Annotated in this window: 19 protein-coding genes; 2 read left to right on the forward strand and 17 right to left on the reverse strand. The window is 34.1% G+C overall.

The window, feature by feature from the left end; translation table 11 throughout:
• Positions 1–3 precede the first annotated feature (3 nt).
• The 10 genes from HNP35_RS13180 to HNP35_RS13225 form a co-directional block, all read right to left on the reverse strand.
• Positions 4–1,431: an amino acid permease gene (locus HNP35_RS13180; protein ID WP_184162679.1), complete on the reverse strand. Its 1,428-nt coding sequence runs from the start codon at positions 1,429–1,431 to the stop codon at positions 4–6.
• A 214-nt stretch (positions 1,432–1,645) separates the two neighbouring features.
• Positions 1,646–3,013: a 3-keto-disaccharide hydrolase gene (locus HNP35_RS13185; protein WP_184162682.1), complete on the reverse strand. Its 1,368-nt coding sequence runs from the start codon at positions 3,011–3,013 to the stop codon at positions 1,646–1,648.
• An 11-nt stretch (positions 3,014–3,024) separates the two neighbouring features.
• Complete coding sequence (locus tag HNP35_RS13190) at positions 3,025–4,239, reverse strand: Gfo/Idh/MocA family protein (protein ID WP_184162685.1); 1,215 nt, start codon at positions 4,237–4,239, stop codon at positions 3,025–3,027.
• 18 nt (positions 4,240–4,257) lie between these two features.
• Positions 4,258–5,277: an FAD:protein FMN transferase gene (locus HNP35_RS13195; RefSeq protein WP_184162688.1), complete on the reverse strand. Its 1,020-nt coding sequence runs from the start codon at positions 5,275–5,277 to the stop codon at positions 4,258–4,260.
• A gap of 43 nt (positions 5,278–5,320) precedes the next feature.
• Positions 5,321–6,748, reverse strand: coding sequence for a Gfo/Idh/MocA family protein (locus tag HNP35_RS13200; RefSeq protein ID WP_184162691.1), 1,428 nt, complete (start codon positions 6,746–6,748; stop codon positions 5,321–5,323).
• 414 nt (positions 6,749–7,162) lie between these two features.
• Entirely contained in the window at positions 7,163–10,843 is a 3,681-nt protein-coding gene (locus tag HNP35_RS13205; protein ID WP_184162694.1) for a family 10 glycosylhydrolase, read from the reverse strand.
• A gap of 374 nt (positions 10,844–11,217) precedes the next feature.
• A complete protein-coding gene (locus HNP35_RS13210) occupies positions 11,218–11,916 on the reverse strand; it encodes a DUF1826 domain-containing protein (protein ID WP_184162697.1) in 699 nt (232 codons plus the stop codon).
• 116 nt (positions 11,917–12,032) lie between these two features.
• A complete protein-coding gene (locus HNP35_RS13215; RefSeq protein WP_184162700.1) occupies positions 12,033–13,325 on the reverse strand; it encodes a hypothetical protein in 1,293 nt (430 codons plus the stop codon).
• A gap of 63 nt (positions 13,326–13,388) precedes the next feature.
• Positions 13,389–13,988, reverse strand: coding sequence for a hypothetical protein (locus HNP35_RS13220; protein WP_184162702.1), 600 nt, complete (start codon positions 13,986–13,988; stop codon positions 13,389–13,391).
• Positions 13,989–14,116: 128 nt separating this feature from the next.
• Positions 14,117–15,142: an NAD(P)-dependent alcohol dehydrogenase gene (locus HNP35_RS13225; protein ID WP_184162705.1), complete on the reverse strand. Its 1,026-nt coding sequence runs from the start codon at positions 15,140–15,142 to the stop codon at positions 14,117–14,119.
• Between the two features lie 290 nt (positions 15,143–15,432).
• On the opposite strand from HNP35_RS13225, the gene HNP35_RS13230 reads away from it, so the two are divergent.
• Positions 15,433–16,224 carry a polysaccharide lyase gene (locus HNP35_RS13230; protein ID WP_184162707.1) on the forward strand — a complete coding sequence of 264 codons (792 nt, stop codon included), beginning with the start codon at positions 15,433–15,435 and terminating at the stop codon, positions 16,222–16,224.
• Positions 16,225–16,352: 128 nt separating this feature from the next.
• Here the strand turns inward: HNP35_RS13230 and HNP35_RS13235 are convergent, their stop codons facing one another.
• Positions 16,353–17,375: an LLM class flavin-dependent oxidoreductase gene (locus HNP35_RS13235; protein ID WP_184162710.1), complete on the reverse strand. Its 1,023-nt coding sequence runs from the start codon at positions 17,373–17,375 to the stop codon at positions 16,353–16,355.
• Positions 17,376–17,540: 165 nt separating this feature from the next.
• Positions 17,541–18,491 carry an aldo/keto reductase gene (locus tag HNP35_RS13240; protein ID WP_221433451.1) on the reverse strand — a complete coding sequence of 317 codons (951 nt, stop codon included), beginning with the start codon at positions 18,489–18,491 and terminating at the stop codon, positions 17,541–17,543.
• A gap of 191 nt (positions 18,492–18,682) precedes the next feature.
• On the opposite strand from HNP35_RS13240, the gene HNP35_RS13245 reads away from it, so the two are divergent.
• A complete protein-coding gene (locus tag HNP35_RS13245) occupies positions 18,683–19,435 on the forward strand; it encodes an SDR family oxidoreductase (protein ID WP_184162713.1) in 753 nt (250 codons plus the stop codon).
• An 82-nt stretch (positions 19,436–19,517) separates the two neighbouring features.
• Here HNP35_RS13245 and lepB read toward each other — a convergent pair whose 3' ends face one another.
• From lepB to HNP35_RS13270, 5 genes are all read right to left on the reverse strand, one after another.
• Entirely contained in the window at positions 19,518–21,128 is a 1,611-nt protein-coding gene (lepB, locus tag HNP35_RS13250; protein WP_184162716.1) for a signal peptidase I, read from the reverse strand.
• A 158-nt stretch (positions 21,129–21,286) separates the two neighbouring features.
• Positions 21,287–21,529 (reverse strand): hypothetical protein, encoded by a 243-nt coding sequence (locus HNP35_RS13255; RefSeq protein WP_184162719.1) that lies wholly within the window; start codon positions 21,527–21,529, stop codon positions 21,287–21,289.
• 226 nt (positions 21,530–21,755) lie between these two features.
• Positions 21,756–22,271, reverse strand: coding sequence for a molybdopterin-dependent oxidoreductase (locus HNP35_RS13260; RefSeq protein ID WP_184162722.1), 516 nt, complete (start codon positions 22,269–22,271; stop codon positions 21,756–21,758).
• Positions 22,272–22,288: 17 nt separating this feature from the next.
• Positions 22,289–23,395, reverse strand: a complete 1,107-nt coding sequence (locus HNP35_RS13265; protein ID WP_221433452.1) for a cytochrome-c peroxidase — start codon at positions 23,393–23,395, stop codon at positions 22,289–22,291.
• A gap of 31 nt (positions 23,396–23,426) precedes the next feature.
• The gene (locus tag HNP35_RS13270) at positions 23,427–25,427 is read right to left on the reverse strand and encodes a TonB-dependent receptor plug domain-containing protein (RefSeq protein ID WP_184162725.1); all 2,001 of its coding nucleotides are present in this window, start codon (positions 25,425–25,427) and stop codon (positions 23,427–23,429) included.
• Between the last annotated feature and the right edge of the window lie 81 nt (positions 25,428–25,508).

The following is a 25,508-nucleotide window of genomic DNA, read 5'->3' on the forward strand; positions in this document are numbered from 1 at the left end:
AACTTAGTTGTTTTTCGCCTTAAAAACTTTATAACAAATAAAAAGAATCCCCAACCAAATCGGAATCAATTCTACAGATATCTTCATATTCGTCATCCACATGATGGATAAAATTCCCAATAAAAATGCGAAACAGATGTAATTGCTTATTGGATAAAATATCGAAGCAAACTTAGTTTTTATGTTTTCATTGTCTTTAGTTTGTCTAAATTTTAGATGCGTATACGAGATCATAACCCAGTTAATGACTAAACATGAAACTACCAAAGACATTAAAATACTAAAAGCTTCTTCTGGAATTACTTTGTTTATTAAAATACAAATAGCGGCAAAACAGGATGAAACTAAAATAGCATTTACTGGCACCGATTGTTTGTTTAACTTCTTTAAAAATTGAGGAGCACTATTTTGATCTGCTAAACCAAATAACATTCGGGAATTGCTGTAAACGCTACTATTGTATACCGATAATGCTGCAGTCAAAACAATTAAATTAAGCACATTGGCTATAAGTTTTGTAAAAAATATTTTGTAGCCAAACAAATCGAATTCCATTCCGTTTAAATTTTGAAAAACCATTACAAACGGACTACTATCTGTTGTAATTTGTCTCCAAGGCGATAAAGCAAATAAAATGACTAACGCACCAACATAAAATATCAAGATTCTATAAATAACCTGATTGGTCGCTTTCGGAATATTCTTTTCTGGATTTTCTGCCTCAGCTGCCGTAATTCCAATTAACTCTAAACCACCAAAAGAAAACATAATCAACGCCATTGCTGATAATAGCCCTTGAAAATCTCCAGTAGCTGTTTTTTCAAAAACACCTTTTGGAAAGAAACCTCCATCGTTATATAAATTATGAATTGTAGCGTGCTCTCCTCCTGTTCCACTTACTAGTAAATAAGTTCCGAAAAGGATCATCGCAATAATGGCAAAGACTTTTATAATAGAAAACCAAAATTCTGTTTCTCCGTATACTTTTACAGAAGCAAAATTTAAAGCATTAATCACCAGAAAGAAAAATAAACTGGATGCCCAAAGCGGAATTTCTGGCCACCAAAACTGTACATAAACACCAATAGCGGTAAGTTCAGCCATACTGACTAAAATATACAAAATCCAATAATTCCAACCCGACGCAAAACCTGCAAAAGAACCGCAATACTTATAAGCAAAATAGCTAAAACTTCCTGAAACAGGTTCTTCAACAACCATTTCACCAAGTTGTCTCATTATAAAAAAAGCGATAATTCCGGCAATTGCATATCCTAAAATAACAGACGGCCCTGCTAATACTGCCGCTGGACCAATGCCAAGGAAAAGTCCTGTTCCTATTGATCCGCCTAAGGCAATTAACTGAATGTGTCGGTTAGTCAATCCGCGTTTAAGCTGATTGTCTTTTATTTCTTCATTTTTTTCTTTCACGAATTAGATTGTTTAAGGGATTTAATGTAAACACAAATGTACAAACACGAAGATAAGTTAAAAAAGCAAGCGTACAAACCTCTATTCTACCCCAACTATCAAAATCAAATATCACCGTTTTTTTATTCATCCTCCAGTATCAGAAACAAAAAACGCTAAATCAATGATTTAGCGTTTCTAGTAAATGTGTACTTTCAATTATATAGCAAATGTATTATTTCAATTCCTTGATTTTAATACTTCTAAAACTTACTTCATTTCCATGATCCTGTATTAAAATATGTCCTTTCGGTGCTTCACCAAAATCTGGCCATATTTTGTATTTACTTTGTGCCACTAAATCACGGAAAGCTTGTGAACCTCTTTCATATTCTAAAACTTTTACGCCATTTAGATAATGTTCAACATGATTATTTGGATATACAATTACACGTCCTGTATTCCAATTTCCAGGTTTACGGAAAAAACGTTGTGTCTTTTTGGCTGTAATTAAATCATAAAGAGAGCCAAGTGTTCGGTTTCCGTCTCTTCCTAATTTTGCATCAGGATGACGTTCATCATCAAGTAATTGATATTCTAATCCAATTGCCGAGCCTTTGCTCTTTTCATTCAACGTAACAAAATATTTAATTCCGCTATTTGCTCCTTCGGTTAGTTTAAAATCAAAAGATAAATCAAATGCAGCATATTCTTGTTGAGACACAATATCACCACCATTTGTAGATTCGTCACCATTTGATGCCATTACCTGCAAAATACCATCTTTTACTCTCCAGCCTTTCTCTGGAAAAGTTTTCTTATGAGCTCCAACCCAACCATTTGTCGTTTTTCCATCAAAAAGTAATTTCCAGCCATTTTGTTCTTCATAAGAAGTTAACTTATTTGGAACAAGACCGGCAACATAAACTCCGTTTGGAAAAGGAAGCTCTTTTATATTTTTTGTCTGAATTCTGATGTTTTTCCAGTAAATTTTAATTCCAGCATCTTTAGCTTTTCCGATAGCGTGAACTTGCAATGCAATAATTCCTTGATTTGCCGATAAAGAATCTACCAAAAAAGAAACAGGCTGATCATCTAACCATGTTTTTACTTTCTGTCCAATACATTCTATACGCACTTTATGAAAAACATTTGGAGTAAAAAGAATTTGCCCTTGTGGATTATTTGATACTGGATAAAGCCATTCTCTTCGTCCTTCATCATAAATTCCGCCGCTCCATTTACGTCCAGAAGGATCTACATCATATTGATAACCATATACTTTTCCTTTTCCGTCATTTGCTTTTGGGTCAAAATTACTTTTAAACTGTATTCCAGAATTTGAAACACTATCGGTCATCATAGTTTCCAATTCCAATACAAAATCTCCTGTTATACGTTTATCAGAAGCTAAAAAAGAATTTGGTGATTTTTCAACTGTAGTTCCAACGATCATTCCGTTTTCTACGTTATAAGTGGCAGAACCTGTGAGTTGTTTCCATCCATTCAATGTTTTTCCGTCAAATAATGACTGCCAATTATTGGATTGAGCATTGGAAAATAGCGCTGTAAATAAAAAAAAGAGTGTTGCAATTTGTTTCATTCTATATGGGTTTAGATATTAGTAAGATTAAATTCAGGTTTCCATTTTTGAATGGAATCTTCATAGATAGATTTATTCATAAGATGCACGCAAAAAGCTGTAGTTGCCCCCGTAATAACATTTGATGCAGGCAAACTTCCTTCATTAATTGTTTTATAAAATTCCTGTAATGCGTACCAGCTTCCGTCTTTCGATTTTTCTTTTAAAATCGGGATGCCTCCATCGTTATTCCATTCAATTTTTGTAGCGCCAGTAACGCCATCAACAACTTCTAATTCTTTTCTAGTATTTTTTTCAGGAAAGAAAACGCCTTCATCTACTAATAATTGAATCGTTCCTTTTGTTCCTTTTATTTTAAACAAATAATCGTCTTTTGCATTACTGCAAGTAGCGCCAAAATTTCCGATCATTCCATCTTTACTGTATCGAAGAATGGTTTGAACATTATCAAAAGTTTCTCTTCCGTCTTTATAATAATCTATACCGCCTGTACCGATTATTTCGTCAGGATGTGTGTTGAAAGCCCAATTAATAAAATCAACCTGATGCGATAACAACTCAGCTGGCAATCCTCCAGAATATTCTTTATACATACGCCAATTGATTTGCCTGTCGGTACAACCTGAAGGAACTGGTCTTCGCCAGCTTGCATTACGATCCCAACGACAGTCAATTTGTGTTACTTTGCCCAGATAATTTTTATCAATCATTTCTTTTACTTTAAAATAAAGTGGCGTATATCGGTATTGATGCCCAACTTGCAATACTTGTTTTGGATGCTGTTTCATTAAATTGACCAAATCGAGTGCTTGCTCTGCATTATAAGTCATTGTTTTTTCGAGATAAACATGTTTTCCAGCCTTAATAGCTGCAGATGCTATTTCATAATGAAGATATAAAGGAACGGCAATAATAACAGCGTCAATTTTTTTATCGTCTAAGACTTTACGATAATCGGTTTCGTACTTAAGATTATTTGCTTTATTAATCATCTTTGCCTGATCGAGTCTAAACGGCAAAACATCACAAACTGTTTTAAGCGTAAATTCGGTCGGCATTTCTTTAAGAACAAAACTTAATCCGTTTCCTCTGTCGCCACAGCCAATTACAGCAACCGAAATATTCTTTTTTTCCTCATCTAAAACTGCAGCTTGCAAAATCTGCTGATGCAGTAATAAGCCAGTTGTAAATAAGCCCGTTTGGCGTATAAAATCTCTGCGTTTCATGTGGTTTATTAATAATAGTTAGTCATTTTTTAATTTTAAAAAAGCAGTACTAGCTTTTGTAGAAATAGTTCCAGTGTTATTTTTATAAATAAAATAAGCGGCAATATTTTTTCTCTTTTCTACAAAATTCAACGCTTTTTCGAGTCCCATTAGCATAAGTGCATTATCGTAAGCATCTGCCGTTATAGCGTCTTCTGCATATACTGTAACACTAATGAGTTCATTATCCTGCGGATAACCTGTTTTAGGATTTATTAAATGTGTAATCTTACGGCCATTACTCTCATGAAATTTTCTGTAGCTTCCCGATGTTGTAATAGCGCCTTTATTTAATTGTACAATTTCATTAAAAGGCTGATTGTCAAATTCATTTTCCGAAGGCGATTCAATACCAATTTTCATTTTCTCACCAGAAGGCTGTTTTGTTCCTTTTACTCGTAGTTCTCCTCCTAGTTCAACGACATAATTATGAATGTTGTATTGCTCCAGTAAATCTGCTAGAATATCAACACTATAACCTTGTGCTATGCCGTCAAGATCAATTTTTATGCATGGTTTTTTCTTAGACAAATAGTTTCCTTTCAATTCTATGAAATCGCTGTTTATACAGTTTAGAAGTGAAAGTATTCCTGATGCATCTGGAATGTTCTCTGTTTTTGTCTTGCCAAATCCCCAAGCTTCTATTAAAGGATAAACTGTTATATCAAAAAGTCCGTCTGTGTCTTTGTTTACTAAGAGTGCTTTTTTGATAACAGCAAGTAAATGCTTATCTAAAATGATTCCTTCTTCCGAATTATTAAACTGATTTATCTTTGAATCGCTTTTGTATAATGAAAGTGAATTATCCAGCTGCATTAATTTCTCATCAATTATTTTCTTAGTCACAATGCTGTCTTTTCCGTAATAGACAATGCTGTAAGTTGTTCCTTGTGCTTTGCCAGTAATTGTATAGCGATTCCATTCAGCATAACAACACGTTGTTGTAACGATCAGAAAAACAATTGAAATCAATGATTTATTTAATAGAACATTTATCATTTTGAATAATAACTTCAATTCTTATTAATTGCTAAACAAAGATTTACACTTTATAAAATTGTTCCCATTCTTTATGAGGCGGCGGACCTACAAGAAGCTCATTTGCATTTTTACTGCTAGTAATGATTTTATTTTTTCTATCGAAAACAATTTTTTCTCCAGTCCATTGTGCTAAAACGCCAAGACAGAAAACTTGACTTAAAGGTCCAGCTATCTCAAAAGGCGAACGTGTTTTTTCTTCTCCTTTACATGCTTTTAGGAAATTAGCAAAATGATTTGACGTGCTTTGTGGAACATGAGGCAAACGAGAAGCCATTTCTTTTGCTTTCTCTTCTGGAATAATAGACAACGTACTTCCATGAGAACCTCCTTTAAAAGTCAAATCTTTACTGTAAATAATTTTACCCGGATTTAGTTTTGCTGGTAAAACCGCACCATTACTTGGTGGTGGAATATTAGGATCTAAGCCTTGTTCTCCATAACCTGCAGGTATTGGCGGAAGATTATCAACGCCATCATACCATTTTACTTCAACTGGTGGTTTAGTACCTCTTTTTGGAAACTTAAACGAAAGTGTCGTTGACATTGGAAAGAAGAAATCATTATGTCCATCTAATCTTATCGGATCAACCTCATAAGGAAGTCCAAGATCTAAAAACTGATGCGCTGTATCGAGAATATGCGCTCCCCAATCGCCTAACGCTCCCATTCCAAAATCAAACCAACATCTCCACTGTCCGTTTACAAATTCTTTATTAAATTGATGTCCGTAAGTCTGCATTTGCCAAATATTCCAATCTAATGTACTTGGTATAGGTTCTGCGGGCGGAAATGAAGTAATTTTAGGATCCCAGCCATGCCAACGCCTAGGCGAATTCATGTGTGCCGTTATAGCAGTGACATCTTTTATAATTCCAGCATCTGTCCAAGCTTTAAACTGAAAATAATTGGCCTCAGAATGTCCTTGATTTCCCATTTGAGTAACTACTTTCGGATGCTTTTTGGCGGCTTTTATCATTAATTCTACTTCATTGAAAGTACGTGCCATTGGTTTTTCTACATAAACATGTTTACCAAGATCTATCGCCATCATTGTAATGGGAAAATGAGAAAAGTCAGGCGTGCCAATACAAACGGCTTCGATCTGATTCCCCATTTTATCAAACATTTGTCTGAAATCTTTAAATCTAGGCACATCTGGAAATTGTTTGAGTATGTCTAAAGTCTGAGGCGCTTCCATATCTACATCGCAAAGTGCTACGATATTGGCAAGCCCTGTATTATACAATTCACGAATGATGTCTGCTCCTCGATTGCCAATTCCTACGCATGCAAGATTTACTTTGTCGGCCGTTCCTCCAGAAATTTTTAGTTCATTTGAAAACAAGAAACTCGGCACTGCTGTTGCAGCAGCTGTTGCTAATAAAGTATTCGCTAAAAACTTTCTTCTCGAATAATAATTGTCTGACATATATATGGTTTTTTAGATAGTTCATAATAAGTATGCAATTGTAAATAATCAGAAAATCAGCTTTTGCCGAATCTGTTTAAAATTACATAAAACAAGGGGAAAAATCTTGAAAAGAATTTCATCAAAAACGTTTCTCATCAAATTGTAAGAAAGTTCATTACCCAAAGAACATTATTATTATTCAATTTGAAAGTACAAATCGTGTCATTTTTTACACTGTTTGATTCATATCAGGGCGATGAGGGCTAAAAAATAAGAAAAAATTCTTTTTTAACACAAAATAATAACACTGGTTATTCCAATTTATAATTTAAGAAAGAAGTGTATTTTTAATTAGTTTTTTTTATGTGAGACCAAAAATTCTAAAAAAAACTGCCCGATTTATTTGAAACAAACCGGGCAGTATAATAAAGATTATTTTCGCAAGATGATTTTTTTATAAGTTGTTTTTCCATCGGTTTTTACCTGAAGAAGATACATTCCTTCTACAAAACTACTCAAATCGAGCTGCTTATCGGTGCCTTCGAAAACAACATCTAGCAAATGCTGTCCTAAGATATTAAACAGTCGAATATCAGAATGCGTATTATTTTCCATTTTCAAATTTAATATTCCGTTTGTCGGATTTGGATATACAACTAATGCATCAGAACCTTTAATTTCGTCAATCTCTTTCACGTCAAGCATACCCGAACAAGCCGATGTATGCTGAATATCATCTATCCAGACCGTCATTGAATTGGCTGTATTATTTTGTTTAATTACAATAGCGTCGAGCGTTACCGAAGCTCCTCCTATTTTCCCATTTCCTGTTGTAATAGTAGCTCCAGTCGCGGTTGGTAGAAACCATTCGTAATAATTCCAGTTTCCATTATTAATAATCGCTAACGGAGGCAGCTCTTCCAAACCGTCGGTATCATCAATCCAAGCTGTAACAACTGCTCCTGTATTGGCAGTGCTTGTTTTAAGCCAAAATCCGAAATATCCCTGAGTTCCGGTAAATACTTGATTATTTGCAGGAGTTCCTCCTCCAGAAAGTAATCGTACAACCCAGTTTGCATTTGAAGTTGTATTATCATTCAGTACCGCTTTCAAACTACCTATTCCATTTTTAAAACTGTCAGTTGCTCTAGCTAGTGTAGATGTTGTCGCAATTCCTGTTGTGGAGCCCGAAGCTGTCGGAGCACTTGTAAATCTTCCTGCCGATGTTTCAAAAGTTTCAAGCATTGTTCTTACGCTTGTTCCCACACAAATTGATGTAGAATATGTACTGCTTCCACATGCATTTGTGGCAGTTAGTGTAATTGTTTTAGAACCTGCCGTACTGAAATTTACAGTCGGGTTTGCTTCTGTACTTGAAGCCGGAGAACCATCAGAAAAAGTCCAAGCATAAGTTGCCTCACCTGTTGTAGTATTAGTAAAAGTCATGCTTTCGCCAACTGCCAGCTGTGCAGAAGGTGTCGTAAAAGACGCTGTAATAGGCTGTGCAGCGTTTACAGTAACTGCATTTGTAAGCGTTTTGGTACTCGGACCCATTGCATTTGTTGCTGTTAAAACTACATTATAAGTTCCGCCAGCAGGATAAGTTACAACTGGATTTTCGGCAGTACTCGTGTTTGGAGTTCCTCCAGGAAATGACCAGTTGTACGAATCTGCATTTAAAGAAGTATTCGTATAGGCTACTGTTTGACCTGAGCATATCGAAGCAGATTCAGGTGTAAAAGAAACTACTGGAGGTGCATCTACTGGAAGACAGTCTACAAAAGAAAAACGTACAGCATCTGCTACTACAATTCCTGAAGTTCCGTCTGTTCGTATCACAACTTTATTAGCTGTGCCTGCGCTAAAATTATAAGTTCCAAGTGACACCCATTGTCCGTTATTGATCTGCTGATTTACCAAAACAGTTGTCGTTCCTCCTTCGTGAATAACATCTACCGGTACATTATTAGCACGATTGCTTCCAGCCGTATGATTGACAAATACTTCATATCTTGCTCTTCGGTTTATTGAGGGAGCAAATGTCGCCGTTTTGGTTCCTTTTCCTTCGTTGTTATCCTGCAAATAATTTGTTCCCACAAAACCTGCCACTTCCGAAGTTGCCGACCAAGAACCCTGAAGCGAAGCAACAAGGTTATCTATACTGATATTCGTTGAAGCAGGAACCGTACAATTTACACTCTTTGGAGTAAAACTTACAGGAACCGAATAACTTGATGTTCCTGTTGCCGCGCTGTAACTTCTTATGGTATAGTAATAAGTTGTTCCTCCTATAGCTGTCTCATAAACACGGGCATTGGGCTGACCCCAGACATAATTCTTAACCGTATGAACCACATCATTGACAACTACAGTGGCATTTGGTGTTGCATCAGCTGTAAATCCATTGGTTTGGTTCCATCCTTGCAAAGATTTCGAAACCTGAATAGTATAATCCCCATCTGGAAGATTACAATTCCATGAGAAATTTACAGGAGATTCCACATACAATTGTCCCTCTGTAGGACTTACAGCTACTGGGATAATAGGAATCGCACTAATCTTAATACCTGTCGTATTGGCACTTTCATTATTGTTTTTATCTAATGCTGTCACCAAAAAATAATTATTTGATGCCGCTAGATGATTATTAGTAAGTGTAAGTTCAGTAGCATTTACAATATCTAAAACTTTTGTTCCGTCTTGTTTTAAACTAGGAATATCTTCCTGTGTAGGAAATGCATATATCACATACTTTATAGCCAAATCACCATCACTTGCGGCAGCTGGAGCATCCCATTTTAAAAGATTTCCCTCAAGCCTTATATTGGTTGGTTCTAGCGGACAGATATTATCTTTCCAAGGCATCGAAGGCGGAAAAGATTTGTACTTATATTGATTATTCTGTAGAGCTGTTGTAATCCCTTTTTCATTATTTATGATATATCGCGCTGAATAAGAAGTCTGTCCAAAGGTATTGGTCATGGACGCAATACGATTCTGATCGATTTGACTCTGAATTTCCGAAGCAGGCCAGTTCTGAGAAGAAGAACTTGGCAAACGGTCATACCCTTGGCTTACATATAAATGTCTTCCATAAGTCGCCGCTTGGTCATTCCACCATTGAGAAAGCTTAACATAATCCTGAGCACCACCGATTTTCCAATATAACTGCGGAGAAATAAAGTCTACTTTGCCATTCTGCATCCAGTTGATCGGATCACAGTACAAAGCGCTATAAGAAGAGTTTCCGCTAATTCCAGCTGGAACACCACTTTTCCAGATACCAAAAGGAGCGACACCGAAAACAACATTTTTATTATTAGTAGAATTAATAACCTGTAAAGCATCATAAACACCTGCAATCATCTTGTTTACGTTATCTCTGCGCCAGTCGTTAATATCGCTGATACCGTCAGGATTATTACTGGCAAAGGTTTCAGCGTCTTGATTGTTTGCCATTCCCTGATCAGGGTAAAAATAATCATCAAACACAATTCCGTCAACATCATATCTGGAAGCAATATCCTGCACAATACTAATAATATAATTTTGTACATCGGGCAAACCCGGATTCAAAATCTTAAGATTTGCATTGTTAGAAGCGGTAAAAACCCATGAAGGATGCAATTTTGAAACATGATTTTCTGCTAAAGGATATGTTCCAACGGCTGCACGATACGGATTTAGCCATGCATGAAGATCAAGTCCTCTTTTTCTGCATTCTGTAATAGCAAAAGTAAGAGGATCCCAAGAAGGATTCGGAGCTGTTCCTTGTACACCTGTCAGCCAGTATGACCAAGGTTCAATTGCAGAATTATAAAGAGCGTCGCATTCTGGGCGAACCTGAAAATAGACGGTATTAATTCCACTAAGCGCTAATTTGTCTAGAATTGTAATCAGCTCTGCTTGTTGCACTGCAGGAGCAGCTGTTCTACTGGACGGCCAATCTAAATTATAAACCGAAGTCAAATAAGTACCTCTCAGGTCTGCTTTTGGACTTGCGCTTAATTCTGGACCATTGTTAGAGCATCCTAAAGGAATATTGGTTCCTTGGCTTAAAACAAAGCCGTTAAAAATGATGAAAAAGAACAAATTGAGTAATTTCTGTTTCATAAATAAAGTGGTTTTGGATTAGTTATGCTAAATATAACACAAATAAAAACGCAAAAACACGCATAAAAAACACAATTAAAACAAAATAATGCAAATTAAAACCTAAAAAAGCGCACAAACAAGCATAAACACTAGTCTTGCAAATACTATTTTTTTATAAATAACTGTATGGATTTATTTATAAAATAAATTAACAAACTTTAAAAAAAGGATAAAAATAAGAATAGAACTACAATTAATATAAGATATACTTTCTTAACATCTCACTTTATCAAAACTAAGAAAAAGAAAGTTTTAATCATTTTATTATATTAGCATTTTAAAAAACGCAAAATAACGCAGACTAATAAATACAATTCAATTGGGGGCATTTTTTAACAAATTAGCAATAACCTATATTCTCCATCATTTTCTATTGGAGCTCTATGAACACAAGGCAATACTTGTTGTTTTGGATGATCTACAGCCAAGCGCCAAAGATGTCCTAAACCTAAATTAATTGGTTCTGCATTTTCATGTAATTGATAATGTAAATCAAAGTAGTTTTCTTTTAAGAAGTCTTCGAATTCATCCTCAGTTCCATTATGCAACTCTTTTAGTTTTGCTCGAACTTCAGGGATGAGTATTTTTTGTTCTACCTGCGAATTAGCAACAATATCGCTCGCGGCGCCATGATAAGTGCACAAATAAGTATCTGTGGCAATTGGCGAACGGTCAACATGAAATGAATAAACATCAGTAGATATAAAATCAAATTCATCATCTCGCTCATAACACTTTAATAGATTCAGAGAAGGTGAAGCTCCAAAATCAGTCAACAATTTCAAATCGTTTAGGATTATCTCTCTGGCTATTTTTCCTTTTTCTGAAAGCTGAAGAGCAATCAAATCTTCAGGAAAAACTTCTGTTATATTTTCTTTTAAAGATAATTTTTCTACGATCTCCTTAAAATTACCATCTAAATTTCTGTACCAACATAATGCATTCATTTCTCCTTTGAAATCTGTTTGCACAAGTTCAGAAAAAGTAGATATCACTCCAATTTGATTGTTGTCCGAAAATTTATTGCTCATAGAATAGATTAAGAAGCTAGCGATTTAATGAATTGCAAAATTATGTAATAAAGGCCACTATTTAATATAAAAAAAGAAGCCTAATTCAACAGAAATAGGCCTCTTTATATTTATTACTACATTTCTTTTAAATTGATTTCCTTCTTTTCTCCATCCTTATCAATGCTTACACGTTTTTCAATATTGGCTTTATCCGTATAAGATTGCCTCGCTGTACCGTAATTTGTTGTAGAACCTTGATAACCGTAATAGTTGTAATAATTGGTATATCCGGAAACATACGAATAATTATAGGAGTTTGTAAAATCAAAACTAACCATAACAACATAAGTTCCTGGCATAAGATCTACAAATTCAAAATGTCCCTGATCATCATAGACTTTAGATTTTTTAACAGAATATCCAAAATCGCTATCCAAAGGAACTTCGGGCATTTTTTTCTGTTTACGGATTTTCTTGTTTACTTCTACCCATTCTTCATAATATGCTGAACTTGGGAAAAGTGTAATTTCGGTACCTTTTGGAGCATATTGTTTTTTAGCAGTATTTACTAAACCACCCAATCTTTTACCTGAGTCAGATCTTGCGTAGGCTGTTCCAATTACAACGCTATTACCGCTAGAAATTTGCCTTGCTACTTCCTCTTTATTGAATTTATTTTTAATTGGCTGATAATCTAGCTCTTCATTAACCGTAATTTCCCACATTCCATTTGCCATAGACATTTCACGTTGCCATAGACGGTGGTCTTTTTTGTCAATAATATAATTATAATATGCATTTGTACTTTCTTCTAAAACTGAGACAAGCCAAGTTTGATGTTTACCAGTTCTTGGAGAATTATAATCAAAACTTTTCACTTCTTTAATCGTATAATATTCAACTAGAACATTTGACCCGTCATTATAATAAAATTGAGGAAATCTGGCTTTGTAACCTACATCTAACGGTAAGGTGCCAATTAAATGATCGGTCCAGTTGAAATCGAAGAATTCCTCCTTAGGATTGAGTTTTAGTTTTTTATCTTTTTTGGTTTTCTTTGAATAGTAATTACCAGTAATTGTTTCGCCAAAATTAAGGTTTAGCTTTGCATTTTTGGTTTCATCAGAATAGCTAATCGCTTTAAGTGTTTGAGCATCTGCTGTACTAATTCGCGAAGTAGACTTTCCGCCGTCTTTTGGAGTGTAAGTATTATTTAAAGTCAATTGGTTATTGGAAGAAGAAATATCGTAGGTTAAAGCTCCCATATTTTTCCATTCACTACCTTTTACGTAATAGACTGTATAGAGCGACTTTTCTGGTTTGATATACTGAGTTTTAATATCTTTATTGCCAGGCGCAATTGCTTTTTGGCTCAATGCTACAAAGGGAAAAAGCATCACAGCGAAAATAAGTTTATAAAATTTCATATTTATATTATGATAATTGGGAAATAATAAATTGGTTTTTATCGGTTTTGAATAGATCTTATTTTAGGGATTTACTATCTCTTCATAAGGAAGATTAAATGTTCCTTCTTTTATTTCTATTGCTTTGCCTGAATCTAAATTTCGAACCTTTCCAGAAAATGTACCTTTAATACCATTTTTACTAATAGACTCGATTTTTACAGTAAAAATATCATCTGCTGCACTGGTATTGTAAACAACAGTTCCGTTTGCTGTTTGAACAGCATAACGTGCTATCATTTCTGGTTCCTGTGGTGTTGTATACGTTCCCGCTTTAATGTCTCCTCCTGTTCTCCATATTTCGAAATCTAAAGAGGGCGGCAATTGCTCGCCAATTTTAGTTGGATAAGGTGCCTCAAATCCCGCAACTACAATATGTTCAAATCGATTATCGTTGCCACCACCCTGAAAATTTACATTGTAAAAATTTATTTTCTTTCCGTCGAGACTTGCTTTAAAATAATAATCTGACGTTTTATCAGAGCCGCCATCATCACTTGAACAAGCAAAAAATAGGAAGGTCAAAACTAATATGCCAAAAAGCTGCTTAATTAAACTTGCAACTTTTCTTTTTAATAATGCTGATTTCATAGCTAAAAAAATATCTGTACTGTTAACTTTCATTATATTTTCATTGATTAATTACAAATTTACAGACGTCTTTTAGAGAAAACAATACCTGATTTCATGGTTATTTTAAAAAAAAGGTGCCTTTAAAAGACACCTAATTTATTATATTTCACATTAAGATTTTAAGGAACCAATACAGCTCGCCCTTTAATTTTTCCGTGGCGCATTTTATCGTACACTTCATTTGCTTGTTCCAAGTTGAACTTTTCAATTTCAATATGTATTTTTTCTTGTCTTGCTAATCCAACAACTTCCATAAGTTCTGTACGAGATCCCCAATACGGATTTGTCATCGTAACACCAAAAGGAAGTCCGTTCATACTGTACTGATAATATCCTCCACCAAGACCAACGATCGTTAAATCACCGTCCATACCAACAACTTTTGTTCCTAGTTCAATTGTCGGTGTAGCGCCAACGAAATCTAGAATTACTTTAGCTTTTTTCAATCCTGTGATTTTTAGAATCTGTTCTGCTGCATCAGCATCTTTTGAATTGATTGTATAAGAAGCTCCTAATTCTTTAGCAAAAGCAAGTTTTTCTTCCGTTACATCGCAAGCAATTATCGCTGCTCCAGATGTTTCTCTTAAAATCTGAATTGCTACGTGACCAAGACCTCCTACTCCTATAACTACGACATATTCGTCTGGCATAAGTTTAGGCAGTGATCTTTTAATAGCAGAATATGGCGTTAAAGCTGCATCTGTTAATGGTGCAGCAATTACAGGATCAAGATCAAAAATCGGAACTAATAATCTTGAAGATGGAACAAGCATATACTCTGCCATACCGCCATTTAAACCAAGTCCTCCTCCATAACCTAATTCGCTTTGATGATCACAATAATTTTCTTTTGACTGTTGGCATGGCTTGCAATGTCCACACCCCCAAGGACCATATACCAATACGGCATCGCCCTTTTTATAATCTTTAACTGTATCACCAACAGCTTCAATCCAACCAGCGTTTTCGTGTCCAAGAGTAAATACAAGATCTCCAACTGTTCCTTCATCAATAATATGCAAATCTGAATGGCAAACTCCTGCTCCACCTATTTTTAGTAAAACTTCATCTCCTTTTGGAACTGGTTTTTCTAAATCATTAACAACTCTTACATCTTTATGTCCAAAATAACGTACTGCTTTCATAATTATATGTTTTTAAATTTCATTGCTTAATACATACAACAATTTACGCCAAAATGCTGGCTTTTGAGAGTATCATTCTTTTAAACTTATGTTAATAATAAGGTATTTATCCTTTAAAACATTTCATAAAAAATATATCCAAAATATATGTACTGGATTTTTATGTACGTAAAAGTGTACTTAATTGCTCCTCGAAAAAATTAATAATAATCAACTTTACATCGTAAATAAATGTAACCACTTTTTTTATTTACTCACTATCAATTTATTAACCTCAAAATTTAAAAAAAATGAAAAAGAACCTCAAATTAATTGGTCTGCTTTTTATTGCAGCATTAGTGTTTAATTCTTGTGAAAAAGAACAAGATTTAAATGAATCTCAAAACACTACTAAAGAAGTGCAACAAACTCCTGAACAAGATGTTTCCTTTGACGGAAAAACTGCAAAAAGCGCAGCGGCCTTAGCGGCTGGTACAGCTGGAGCAAGAACTATTACACTACAAACCAATACATTATCTTGTCCTGGTGGTTTATGTACATCGTACGGTGTTTGGTCTTCTGGACTTTACACGGTTTGGTTTCAGATGAGATTTAATTCCGGATTTTATTGGAGCAGAGGCGGTAAATGCGGATACGGTATTTTAATTGGTGACCAAAACACTGGTGGAGATCCAGGTTGGGATGGAAATGGCGGAAGCGCTAGATTTATGTGGTATTGTCCAAATGGATCTAACAGCGCAAAAGGTAGCGGAGCTTATCTTCAGCCTTATGTTTATTATAAAGATCAACCAGGACAATACGGTAACGATTTTGGAAAAAAATATTATATTCAGGAAGGAGTTACCTACAATTGCCAAATATCGGTTAAGCTAAATACAGGATCTAATACCGATGGATATGTTAAATATTACGTAAATGGAACAGAAATATTAAATCAAAAAATTCGCTGGGTAACAAATGATTCTAAACGAAATGTAAATGCAGTAAGTCTTCACACTTTCCGCGGAGGAAGTCAGGAGTACTGGAAAGCTCCTGTAACCAGTTCTATTTATTATCCAAGTGCTTCTTGGGATGCTTTATAAATAAATTAAAAACTATAAATCAATGATTTAGAGTTTTTTTTTATCATAATTTTAGAAATAGAAGAAAAATCAAGAAGCCTCCCTTTTCAATCGGGAGGCTTTTTAGTTTTATTTTTAAATTAAAGAGTTTAACGCCAGCCCAATTCTGGAGCAATATATTTTAGTATAGACGACAATATATGCACATTGTAATCTACTCCTAAAGTATTTGGTATTGTCAGTAATACAGTATCTGCTTCCTGAATTGCTTCGTCTTGCGCTAACTCAGCGATTAGTTTTTCTGGTTCGGCGGCGTAACTTCTTCCAAAAATGGCTCTTTTATCACTTTCGATATAACCAAAACTATCTGCTGCCTTGCCTTGATCTCCAAAATAATATTTGTCTTGATCGTTTACTAATGCAAAAATGGAACGGCTAACTGAAACTCGTGGCTCACGATCGTGTCCCGCTTTTTTCCACGCTTCTTTATACAATCTAATTTGTTCGGCTTGCTGAATATGAAAAGGTTTGCCATTTTCGTCAAACTTTAAAGTAGAACTTTGAAGGTGCATTCCGTTTTCGGCAGCCCAAATTGCTGTAGCATTAGAAGCTGCTCCCCACCAAATTCGCTTACGTAATCCCTCGGAATGAGGCTCAAGACGTAATAATCCAGGCGGATTTGGAAACATTGGATACGGATTTGGTTCTGCAAATCCCTCTCCGTTAAGTTTGTCTAAAAATTCTAGAGCCTTTTTTCGCCCCATATCAGCATCTGTTTCACCTTGCTCAGGTTCGTAGCCAAAAGAACGCCAGCCATCAATAACTTGTTCTGGTGATCCTCTACTGATACCTAATTGTAAACGTCCACCTGAAATTAAGTCTGCAGCACCAGCATCTTCTACCATATATAGAGGATTTTCGTAGCGCATATCTATAACTCCCGTACCAATTTCTATTTTACTGGTTTTGGCACCAATAGCAGAAAGCAAAGGAAAAGGAGACGCTAATTGTTGTGCAAAATGATGCACCCTAAAATATGCGCCATCTACGCCAATTTCCTCTGCTGCAACAGCTAAATCAATAGACTGAAGAAGCGTATCGGCTGCCGTACGGGCTTTATAGGACGGATGATTGGACCAATGTCCAAACGATAGAAATCCTATTTTTTTCATAGATAACAATGTTAATATTTTTCAATCTCAAATATACGCATCATTTTGGTTGTTCACTAGGAAAAAACAAACACAGTTCTACTTTTCATACTATAATAACAGCTTTAAAAACAGGCTATCCTTTTGTAAAAATGTTTCTTTGGCAATGCCATACTTAGAATTACTTTAGCTCCATTCCGGAAACTGAGTTTTATTTAAATCAAGTTTTTCAATTGCTTTCATATCAGCATCATCAAGCTTAAAATTAAATATATCAAGGTTTTCTATAATGTGAGTTTTTTGAGAAGATCTCGGAATACTAACAATTCCACGCTGATAATGCCATCTTAAACTTATCTGTGCTGTAGTCTTATTATATTTCTTAGCAATTTGAGTTAGTGTTTCGTTTGTAAAAAGTCCATTGCGCCCTTCTGCAAAAGGTGCCCACGCCTGCATCTGAATATTATCCTTTTTGAGTACATTATAATCATTGGTTTGTTGAAAATAAGCATGAGTTTCAATCTGATTTATTACCGGTTTTACTTTTGCATAAGACAAAAGATCTGCTAGTTGAGCTGGATCGAAATTACTTATACCAATAGCTTTAATTTTTCCAGCTTTATAAAGTTCTTCCATTGCTTTCCAAGATCCTTTTACATCTCCTCTTGGTCGGTGTATTAGGTATAAATCAAGATATTCAAGATCTAATTTTCTTAACGTCTCTTCAAAACCTTTTTTTGCATTTTCATAACCAGCATCGTCAACCCATAATTTTGAGGTTACAAATAACTGCTTTCTGTCAATTCCGCTTTGCTTTATTGCTTTACCAACTTCTTCTTCATTTCCATATACTTTTGCGGTATCAATAAGACGATAACCTGCCGATATTGCTTCTACAACAGATTGTTGACATATTTCTCCTCTCAGTCCGTATGTTCCAAATCCGAGTATTGGCATTTTCAAACCATTATTTAACTTAACATCTGGAATGCTAACCTTACTTTTATCCATTACAACATTTCCGAATAATTCAGGCATACCAAACACGCCCAAGTAAATTCCGGCAGCAGCTAATTTTGTACTGGTTTGTAAAAACCTACGACGGTTCATTTGATTTTTTTGGTTTTGAGAATTCATATTTTTGGTTTATTAGTAAGTTTATAAAAATCAATTAATAAAAGTAGATATTATATTTCAAATAGAATATTTAATTTTTTTATACTATCATTTAAACTATATTTTCGTAAAAAGTATTTCTTGAACTAGTTCAAGTTTCTTCACAGCCACAGTAAATAACTTTGTCATGTAATCATTTAAAAATCAAAACAATGAAAATAGTTATTATCGGTGGAACAGGTTTAATTGGAAGTCAAGTGACTACTCTTTTAAAAAACCAACATGAAGTTATTGCAGCATCTCCAAGCATGGGCGTAAACACACTTACAGGCGAAGGACTTGACAAAGTTCTTGAAAATGCAAAAGTTGTTATTGATGTGTCGAATTCTCCTTCTTTTGCTGATGAAGATGTGATGCATTTTTTTAAGACTTCAAGTAAAAATTTATTAAATGCCGCAAAGAAAGCGGGCGTTGAACATCTTATTGCACTTTCTGTGGTTGGAACAAGTAAGCTGCAGGAAAGCGGTTATTTTCGAGCAAAACAAATACAAGAAGACCTTATCAAGGCATCTGATACACCTTACACAATTGTTCAAGCAACACAATTTTACGAGTTTGCGGGCGGAATTGCCGCAATGAGTACTGTTGATGGAAAAATACATCTATCCGAATCTTATATTCAGCCTATTGCTAGTGCAGACGTGGCTTCATTTATAGCTTCAAGAATTTCAGAAAAACCTGAAATGGGTATTTTAGAAATTGGAGGTCCTGAAAAATGGCCTATTTATGAATGGATCACTAATTATTTAAATAAAAAGAACGACAATACTGAAGTGATAAAAGATTTGAAAGCGACTTATTCAGGTGCTGCTACTGAATTGAATACACTTGTAGCAGAAAATGCTTTTAAGTTAGGAAGCACTTATTATGAAGATTGGATTTCAGTTCCTGGCAATCTGAAATAAGTTAGCATAACAAAAACATTCTGCTAACGAAATATAACCAAAATCCCATTTCACTTGAAATGGGATTTTGGTTCTTAAATAATTACATCGTTTTTTTTCTATTCTTTACTATTTTATTTCCTATTACAAAAAGTCCTAAAACTACCAAAAAATGTATCAGATATGATTTAGGTTCTCCTTCTCCCACAACAGAAAAAATTCGATTCCATCTTATCTTATTAATTCCTTTAGCATCTTTATTCCAACTGAACCAAATAAATACAGGTTTGCCAATTACATGATCAAAAGGAACATATCCCCAAAATCTAGCATCTAGAGAATTCTGACGGTTATCTCCCATCATCCAATAATAGTCTTGCTTGAAGGTATAATGGTTTGTTGGCTTTCCATTTATAATAATTTCAGAACCATGAACCTTTAAACTATTATGTTCGTATTCTTCTATAATTCTTTTATAAAAAGGAAGCGTATTTACATCCAATTTTACCGTTTTTCCTTTTTGCGGAATATATATTGGCCCAAAGTTATCTATGTTCCATTTTAGAGAAGAAACATGAGGAAAAGCATCTTCATATTGTCCCTTTGGCTCTAAGTTCTTTTTTACATTCTTTACAACTGGATTACGAGCAATTAAAGCCGCTTCTTCATCAGTCAATGTCAAAAAATACTGTCCTTTGTCTGTAAGTGCAAAATTTCCATTTTCATACCTTAAACCTTCGCGAGCACCATATATATTTACAAGCGCATCTTGACTAATTGCCTGTCCTTGAGTATCAATAAAAAAATTATACTGCGCTTTTGCACTTGGCGGTAATTTAGAAATTTTGTTATTAATATAGATGTATCCATCTTTAATTTCTAAAGAATCGCCTGGCATACCAACGCATCGCTTAACTAAATTTGTCTTTTTATCAATTGGCTTATAATAATTACGATCAGGGTGAAAATCATCCATATTGCGTAAAGTGTCTGCAGGTTGGTTAAAGACTACAATTTCGTTGCGTTTGATCTTTTCTATTGCAGGAAATCTAAAATAGGGCAATTGAAGCTTATTTAGCCATGACGTTTCTTTCTTTGTGACATCATCGCTAAATAAATATGATTTTACTCCAGTAAGAGGAATCGAATCATGCACCATAGGCATTGCAACAGAAGTCATCGGAGTTCTTGCTCCGTAATTAATCTTACTTACAAATAAGAAATCTCCAATTAACAATGTTTTCTCTAAAGATGAAGATGGAATTGTAAATGGCTGAATAACGTAGGTATGCACCAAAGTCGCTACAATTATCGCAAATACTAGAGAACTAATCGTGTCTTCCGTTTTTGTTTTGGGCTGTAAATCTCGATTACTGCTATAAACTAATTTTTCTGGACTATTATAATTTAAAAAAGTTATATAGAATCCAAATGTGAGCAAAACCAAAATAGTATCTTGTCTAGAATCTTTACCAAAACTTTTTACGGTTTCAACCCAAACTACAGGAATCATCAAGAGATTAATAATTGGAATAAAAAGTAATAAAACCCACCAAATCGGACGATTTATAATTTTCATTAGAATTATTAGATTGTAAATTGGCACAAAAGATTCTACTGCTTTTCTACCAGCTTTTTCATAAAGTTTCCACGTAGATACTCCATGAATAATTTGCATAATTAAAATAAAAATAAGCCATTCTGATACATTCATATCTTGAAATTTTAATTGTTATTTTTTAGATGTTATTTTCATAATAACATTCTAACATATGTAGTTTTTAAATTAAAATGTTACATAAAACATCAAAAAAAAGAGAAGACATCTATTTGTATCTTCTCTTTTTTTTGATTAGAATTATATCTAAAAAATTACAAGCCTTTTCTTATGATATAAAATCTTATTTCTTCTTCTAATTCTATTGCCAGATTTTCGAAATCCTGATTTTTTCGAAAATTATTCTCAAATTTAATTTTATAAATTTCTGCATTAGCGACACTCTTGCAGTAATTATCACAAATACTTTTGAAAGCGACATCTTGCAAATACATTTTTTTTATCGATTCGAAATGCTCTGCAAATTTTACGTTATATAATTCATCAGGAAGTGACATAGTATTGAGTTTTAGTTCTTTGTTTGCAATTAAGATTTTTTTCTACTCTCCTATCAATTTCTAATTCGACTTCAGGATCTTGTTTTTTGAGCCGAATTTAATCTTCCATGTCAATTGATTTGAATACTCAACTTTCAAAGGTTTATCAAAGTTATCATCACTTCTTAATTTTAAAGTGTTCCAAAACTGAAATTAGGTTGCATATTATAATTTGAAACAAAGTTTACTACTCTTTCGCAAATTTAATGATGAGATGAGACACCTCCAAAACCGAGCGTGCTGGTCTATTTTCTTCTGGAACAACCAATCTAAATGGTCCTACTCCATCTTCCAAAGGCTTTCCGTCTTTCTTATCTGCCAAAATAATGACTCTATTTGTAAAAGCTGGATCAAGTTCTGCTAACGAAAAAATGACTTCGTAACCATCGCTTCCTCTTACTAACATATATTTTGTTAGATTTTCACCTTTAAGTTCTTTTCCTAAAGTTACTCCAGCTTGTTTCAATATTTCGATAATTGGAACTCCTGAATATTCCTGAAGTTTGCCTTCACGATTTTTCATAGTAGCTTGTACATGCGGCATCTTGGCTAAATCTGAAAGGCTTAAAGAAAGTGTTTTTAAAACTTCTCCTTCTACTTTTACAACTGGTTCTTTGGAAGAATTTTGCGCTAATAAATCGTTGCTAATTCCAACAAAAAATAGCGATGTTGCCAAAATAAGAGATAAAAAATGCTTTTTCATTTTGAATATTTTAATTGTTATTGATGTCTTTTCAAATGCGGATCTGAAAATTTAGGATCGTTGATAAATGTTGAATCCGTCAGCATTTTAAGAAAATTAATAATATTTGATTTTTCATTTGCTGTTAATCCAAGATTTTTGCCATTTAGATTGTTAGAACGATTTTTCAAAGTTATGCTTAAAGTTCTACTTAAAGCAATATGTTCATTATAATGATCTAATACTTCTTCAAGATTTTTGAATCTGCCGTCGTGCATATATGGTGCAGTAAGCGCAATGTTGCGTAATGTTGCAACTCGAAATCTTCCCTTGTCATTTTCTGCTCCTGTAAATTCTTCTCTTCCAATATCTTTTGGTTCTGCATCAAGTCCATTGTTATGAAATAACTCCATATACATTTTGGGTGTTCCATGGCATTGTGCACAATCGGCACCTCGAATATTTTTTTCAGGAATTGGAGCATTCATAAACAATTCCATTCCTTTTAATTCTTGTTCAGAAGGCTTGTATTCTCCTCTCAAATATTGATCGTAATGAGAATTGGCAGATATTAAAGTGCGCTCAAATTGTGCAATTGCTTTGGTTATTTTTTCTGATGTAATTTCTGTTGATCCAAAAGCTTCTTTAAATAGAATTGGATATTCTTTTGTTTTCTTTAGTTCAATCACTGCTTTATCTAGATAATTTCCCATTTCATGAGGATCACTAAGCGGAAATTTTGCTTGTTCTTCTAAACCTTTTGCTCTTCCATCCCAGAAAAAATTTCGAACCCAGAGAAGGTTTGCCAATGACATCGAACTGCGTTTTGTTGGCACATTATCAACACCTAAACTAAATGCTCTACCGTCTGTAAAGGCAAGTTTCTGCTGATGACAGCTTGCACAGGAAATTGTTTTGTTTGAAGATAATTTCGTTTCATAAAACAGCATTCTACCTAAATAAACGCCTTGTTTTGTTGTTGGATTATTTTCTGGAATACTAATTCTATTTCCGAAATAGTCAGGATATTCTAATTTATATGGATCAACATATTGAGGATTTATGTCAATGGCAGCCATAAAAATTCCAGCTGCCAATAACACAAACGGTAAAATGATTTTTTTATAATGTGATTCTATATTCACGATCAAATCTTTTGCTCTAACCTTTTTAATTTTATTGATTAAAGAAACGAAGTGTAACAAAGAAATTTCGTCCTTCTTCAGGAAATCCTTCAACCAAACTATAATTTCTATCGAATATATTGCTTATTCCTGCATCAAGACTAAAATTCTTCAAAATTTTTCCTGATGCATAAAAATTCAAAAGAGTATAATCTGGAACTCTAGTTCCGTAACTGGTACTAAATCTAGACGAATTAAATTCTGCATTTGCGATTAAATGTAGCACTTTTAAAGGTTCATATTCTAAAGTTCCCATAACTTTTGTATTCGGAACATCTGTAAAATGTATACTTGGACTTGTAATGTTTTTTCTTTCTATATAAGTGTAATTCGCATTGAAAGACAAGTTTTTCAAAATCGAATAATTAAGCTGTGCCTCTACTCCGCGATATTCAGCTTCTCCAAAATTCTGCATTTGCGATTTTCCAGGCTGAACATTGCTTACACTCAAAATAGCATCGGTAATAGAACTGCAAAATAAGGCTGTTTGAAAAGTAAGTTTTTTAAAGAATGCTGCCGTATAATTGACTTCATAATTTAATGCCTCTTCTGGTTTTAATGTCGGATTCGGAATAGCAGTTCCCATTCTATAAGAATAACGGTCTTTAATCGTAGCAAATCTCGTTTTCTGTGAAACTGTCGCACCCAATTTGTGATCTTCAGTTAATTGATAAAAAAGTCCAATCTGCAAATTGTAAGCGTCGCTTGCAGCTGCTGCTGGATAATCTGAAATTACTTTGGTTGTACTGTTATAATCTTGAGCCTGAATGTTTTTTCTAATGTTGTAGCTCGCCCCCGGAATTACCGTAAACTTATCCGAAACTTTAAAAACATCTTCAATTCCGAATAAAATTGTATTGTCAATAAAATGACGTACTGGTTCTCCTAAATTATGTTCTCTGTGTACGTCTTCTTTAAAATGTACCGCAGCTTTAAAATCATTCTTCGGAATAATCTGCGTATTGTACTCCACGTTTCCACCATAAGTGTAATCATCATAAAGGCTCTGAAAAGCATATCCTTTGGTCATTGTTGAATAGGTTTTATCATCAAAACTATTCAGCGTGTTTTTGAATTTATCATAATAGATTCTAGTCTTCAAACTATTCTGATCATCCAAATTAGAATTAGAAATAAAATAATAACTTTCTTTGTTCCAAACTGGCCATTGCCAAAAACGCGGATTGTTTAAAAGTGAATTTTTGGCATCATTTCCTGCATAAACAGGATTTCCTTTTTCACCTTGCTGATTGATGTAACCCAATGCATATTCGCTTTTTTTACTGGGAGTCCATCCAATTTTAAACGTTATTTTTTGGTCTTTTCTATAAGAATTATCTCTTTGTCCACCGTCTTCATTTTTCATCGGAACAAAATCAGAAGACATTCTGGTTGAATTTCTATCCAAATAAGAATAACCTCCTTGGAAATAAAACTTTCCGAGATTAGAACCAATATTAACATTGCCTCGATAACCATTATCATTAATAGCTCCAATTGCACCGTCATATTCTAATTTTTTCACTGGTTTTCTAGAAATAAGATTAATCGCGCCACCTAAAGAATTTGGACCGTAAAGCACAGATGAAAATCCTTTTGAAACATCAACGGCCGCCAAATCGAAAGTTGTAAATCTGGCTAAATCTACATAACCATCATAAGGAACATAAACAGGAATACCATCCATGTAGACTGGAACTTGTCTCAAGTCAAAACCTCGTACAGAAACCATCGACTCGTTTCTAGGTCCTGAAGCAGTTAGAGTTACTCCAGGAAGCAGATTTAAAGCTTTTGAAACTTCCATTTTGTTCTGAGATTCCATCTTTTTTGATGTAACTCTATTCAAAGTATCTTTATTTTGATTCTGAATTATTACTACTTCTCCCAACATAAAAATATTGGACGTTTTTAAAGAATCTATCTCATTTTTCTTGTTTTGCTGAGAAAACCCGATTAAAGGAAAAAGCATTAATACGGCAAATTTTAATTTCATAGTTAATGGTATTTTCAGTATGTTTTAAAATGAATACTGATGGTTAAAAAAAATCTATTTTGGTTATTTATGTTTTAAGCA

Origin of the sequence: Flavobacterium notoginsengisoli (genome assembly GCF_014207905.1) — a bacterium.
Lineage (GTDB): Bacteria > Bacteroidota > Bacteroidia > Flavobacteriales > Flavobacteriaceae > Flavobacterium > Flavobacterium notoginsengisoli_A.

Bases quoted from the DNA above. Each gene is read 5' to 3' on its own strand.
- HNP35_RS13205 (WP_184162694.1), bottom strand. From the start codon at position 10,843: ATGAAACAGAAATTACTCAATTTGTTCTTTTTCATCATTTTTAACGGC.
- HNP35_RS13185 (WP_184162682.1), bottom strand. From the start codon at position 3,013: ATGAAACAAATTGCAACACTCTTTTTTTTATTTACAGCGCTATTTTCC.
- HNP35_RS13215 (WP_184162700.1), bottom strand. From the start codon at position 13,325: ATGAAATTTTATAAACTTATTTTCGCTGTGATGCTTTTTCCCTTTGTA.
- HNP35_RS13230 (WP_184162707.1), top strand. From the start codon at position 15,433: ATGAAAAAGAACCTCAAATTAATTGGTCTGCTTTTTATTGCAGCATTA.
- HNP35_RS13255 (WP_184162719.1), bottom strand. From the start codon at position 21,529: ATGTCACTTCCTGATGAATTATATAACGTAAAATTTGCAGAGCATTTC.
- HNP35_RS13220 (WP_184162702.1), bottom strand. From the start codon at position 13,988: ATGAAAGTTAACAGTACAGATATTTTTTTAGCTATGAAATCAGCATTA.
- HNP35_RS13235 (WP_184162710.1), bottom strand. From the start codon at position 17,375: ATGAAAAAAATAGGATTTCTATCGTTTGGACATTGGTCCAATCATCCG.
- HNP35_RS13200 (WP_184162691.1), bottom strand. From the start codon at position 6,748: ATGTCAGACAATTATTATTCGAGAAGAAAGTTTTTAGCGAATACTTTA.
- HNP35_RS13270 (WP_184162725.1), bottom strand. From the start codon at position 25,427: ATGAAATTAAAATTTGCCGTATTAATGCTTTTTCCTTTAATCGGGTTT.
- HNP35_RS13195 (WP_184162688.1), bottom strand. From the start codon at position 5,277: ATGATAAATGTTCTATTAAATAAATCATTGATTTCAATTGTTTTTCTG.
- HNP35_RS13260 (WP_184162722.1), bottom strand. From the start codon at position 22,271: ATGAAAAAGCATTTTTTATCTCTTATTTTGGCAACATCGCTATTTTTT.
- HNP35_RS13190 (WP_184162685.1), bottom strand. From the start codon at position 4,239: ATGAAACGCAGAGATTTTATACGCCAAACGGGCTTATTTACAACTGGC.
- lepB (WP_184162716.1), bottom strand. From the start codon at position 21,128: ATGAATGTATCAGAATGGCTTATTTTTATTTTAATTATGCAAATTATT.
- HNP35_RS13240 (WP_221433451.1), bottom strand. From the start codon at position 18,491: ATGAATTCTCAAAACCAAAAAAATCAAATGAACCGTCGTAGGTTTTTA.
- HNP35_RS13225 (WP_184162705.1), bottom strand. From the start codon at position 15,142: ATGAAAGCAGTACGTTATTTTGGACATAAAGATGTAAGAGTTGTTAAT.
- HNP35_RS13210 (WP_184162697.1), bottom strand. From the start codon at position 11,916: ATGAGCAATAAATTTTCGGACAACAATCAAATTGGAGTGATATCTACT.
- HNP35_RS13245 (WP_184162713.1), top strand. From the start codon at position 18,683: ATGAAAATAGTTATTATCGGTGGAACAGGTTTAATTGGAAGTCAAGTG.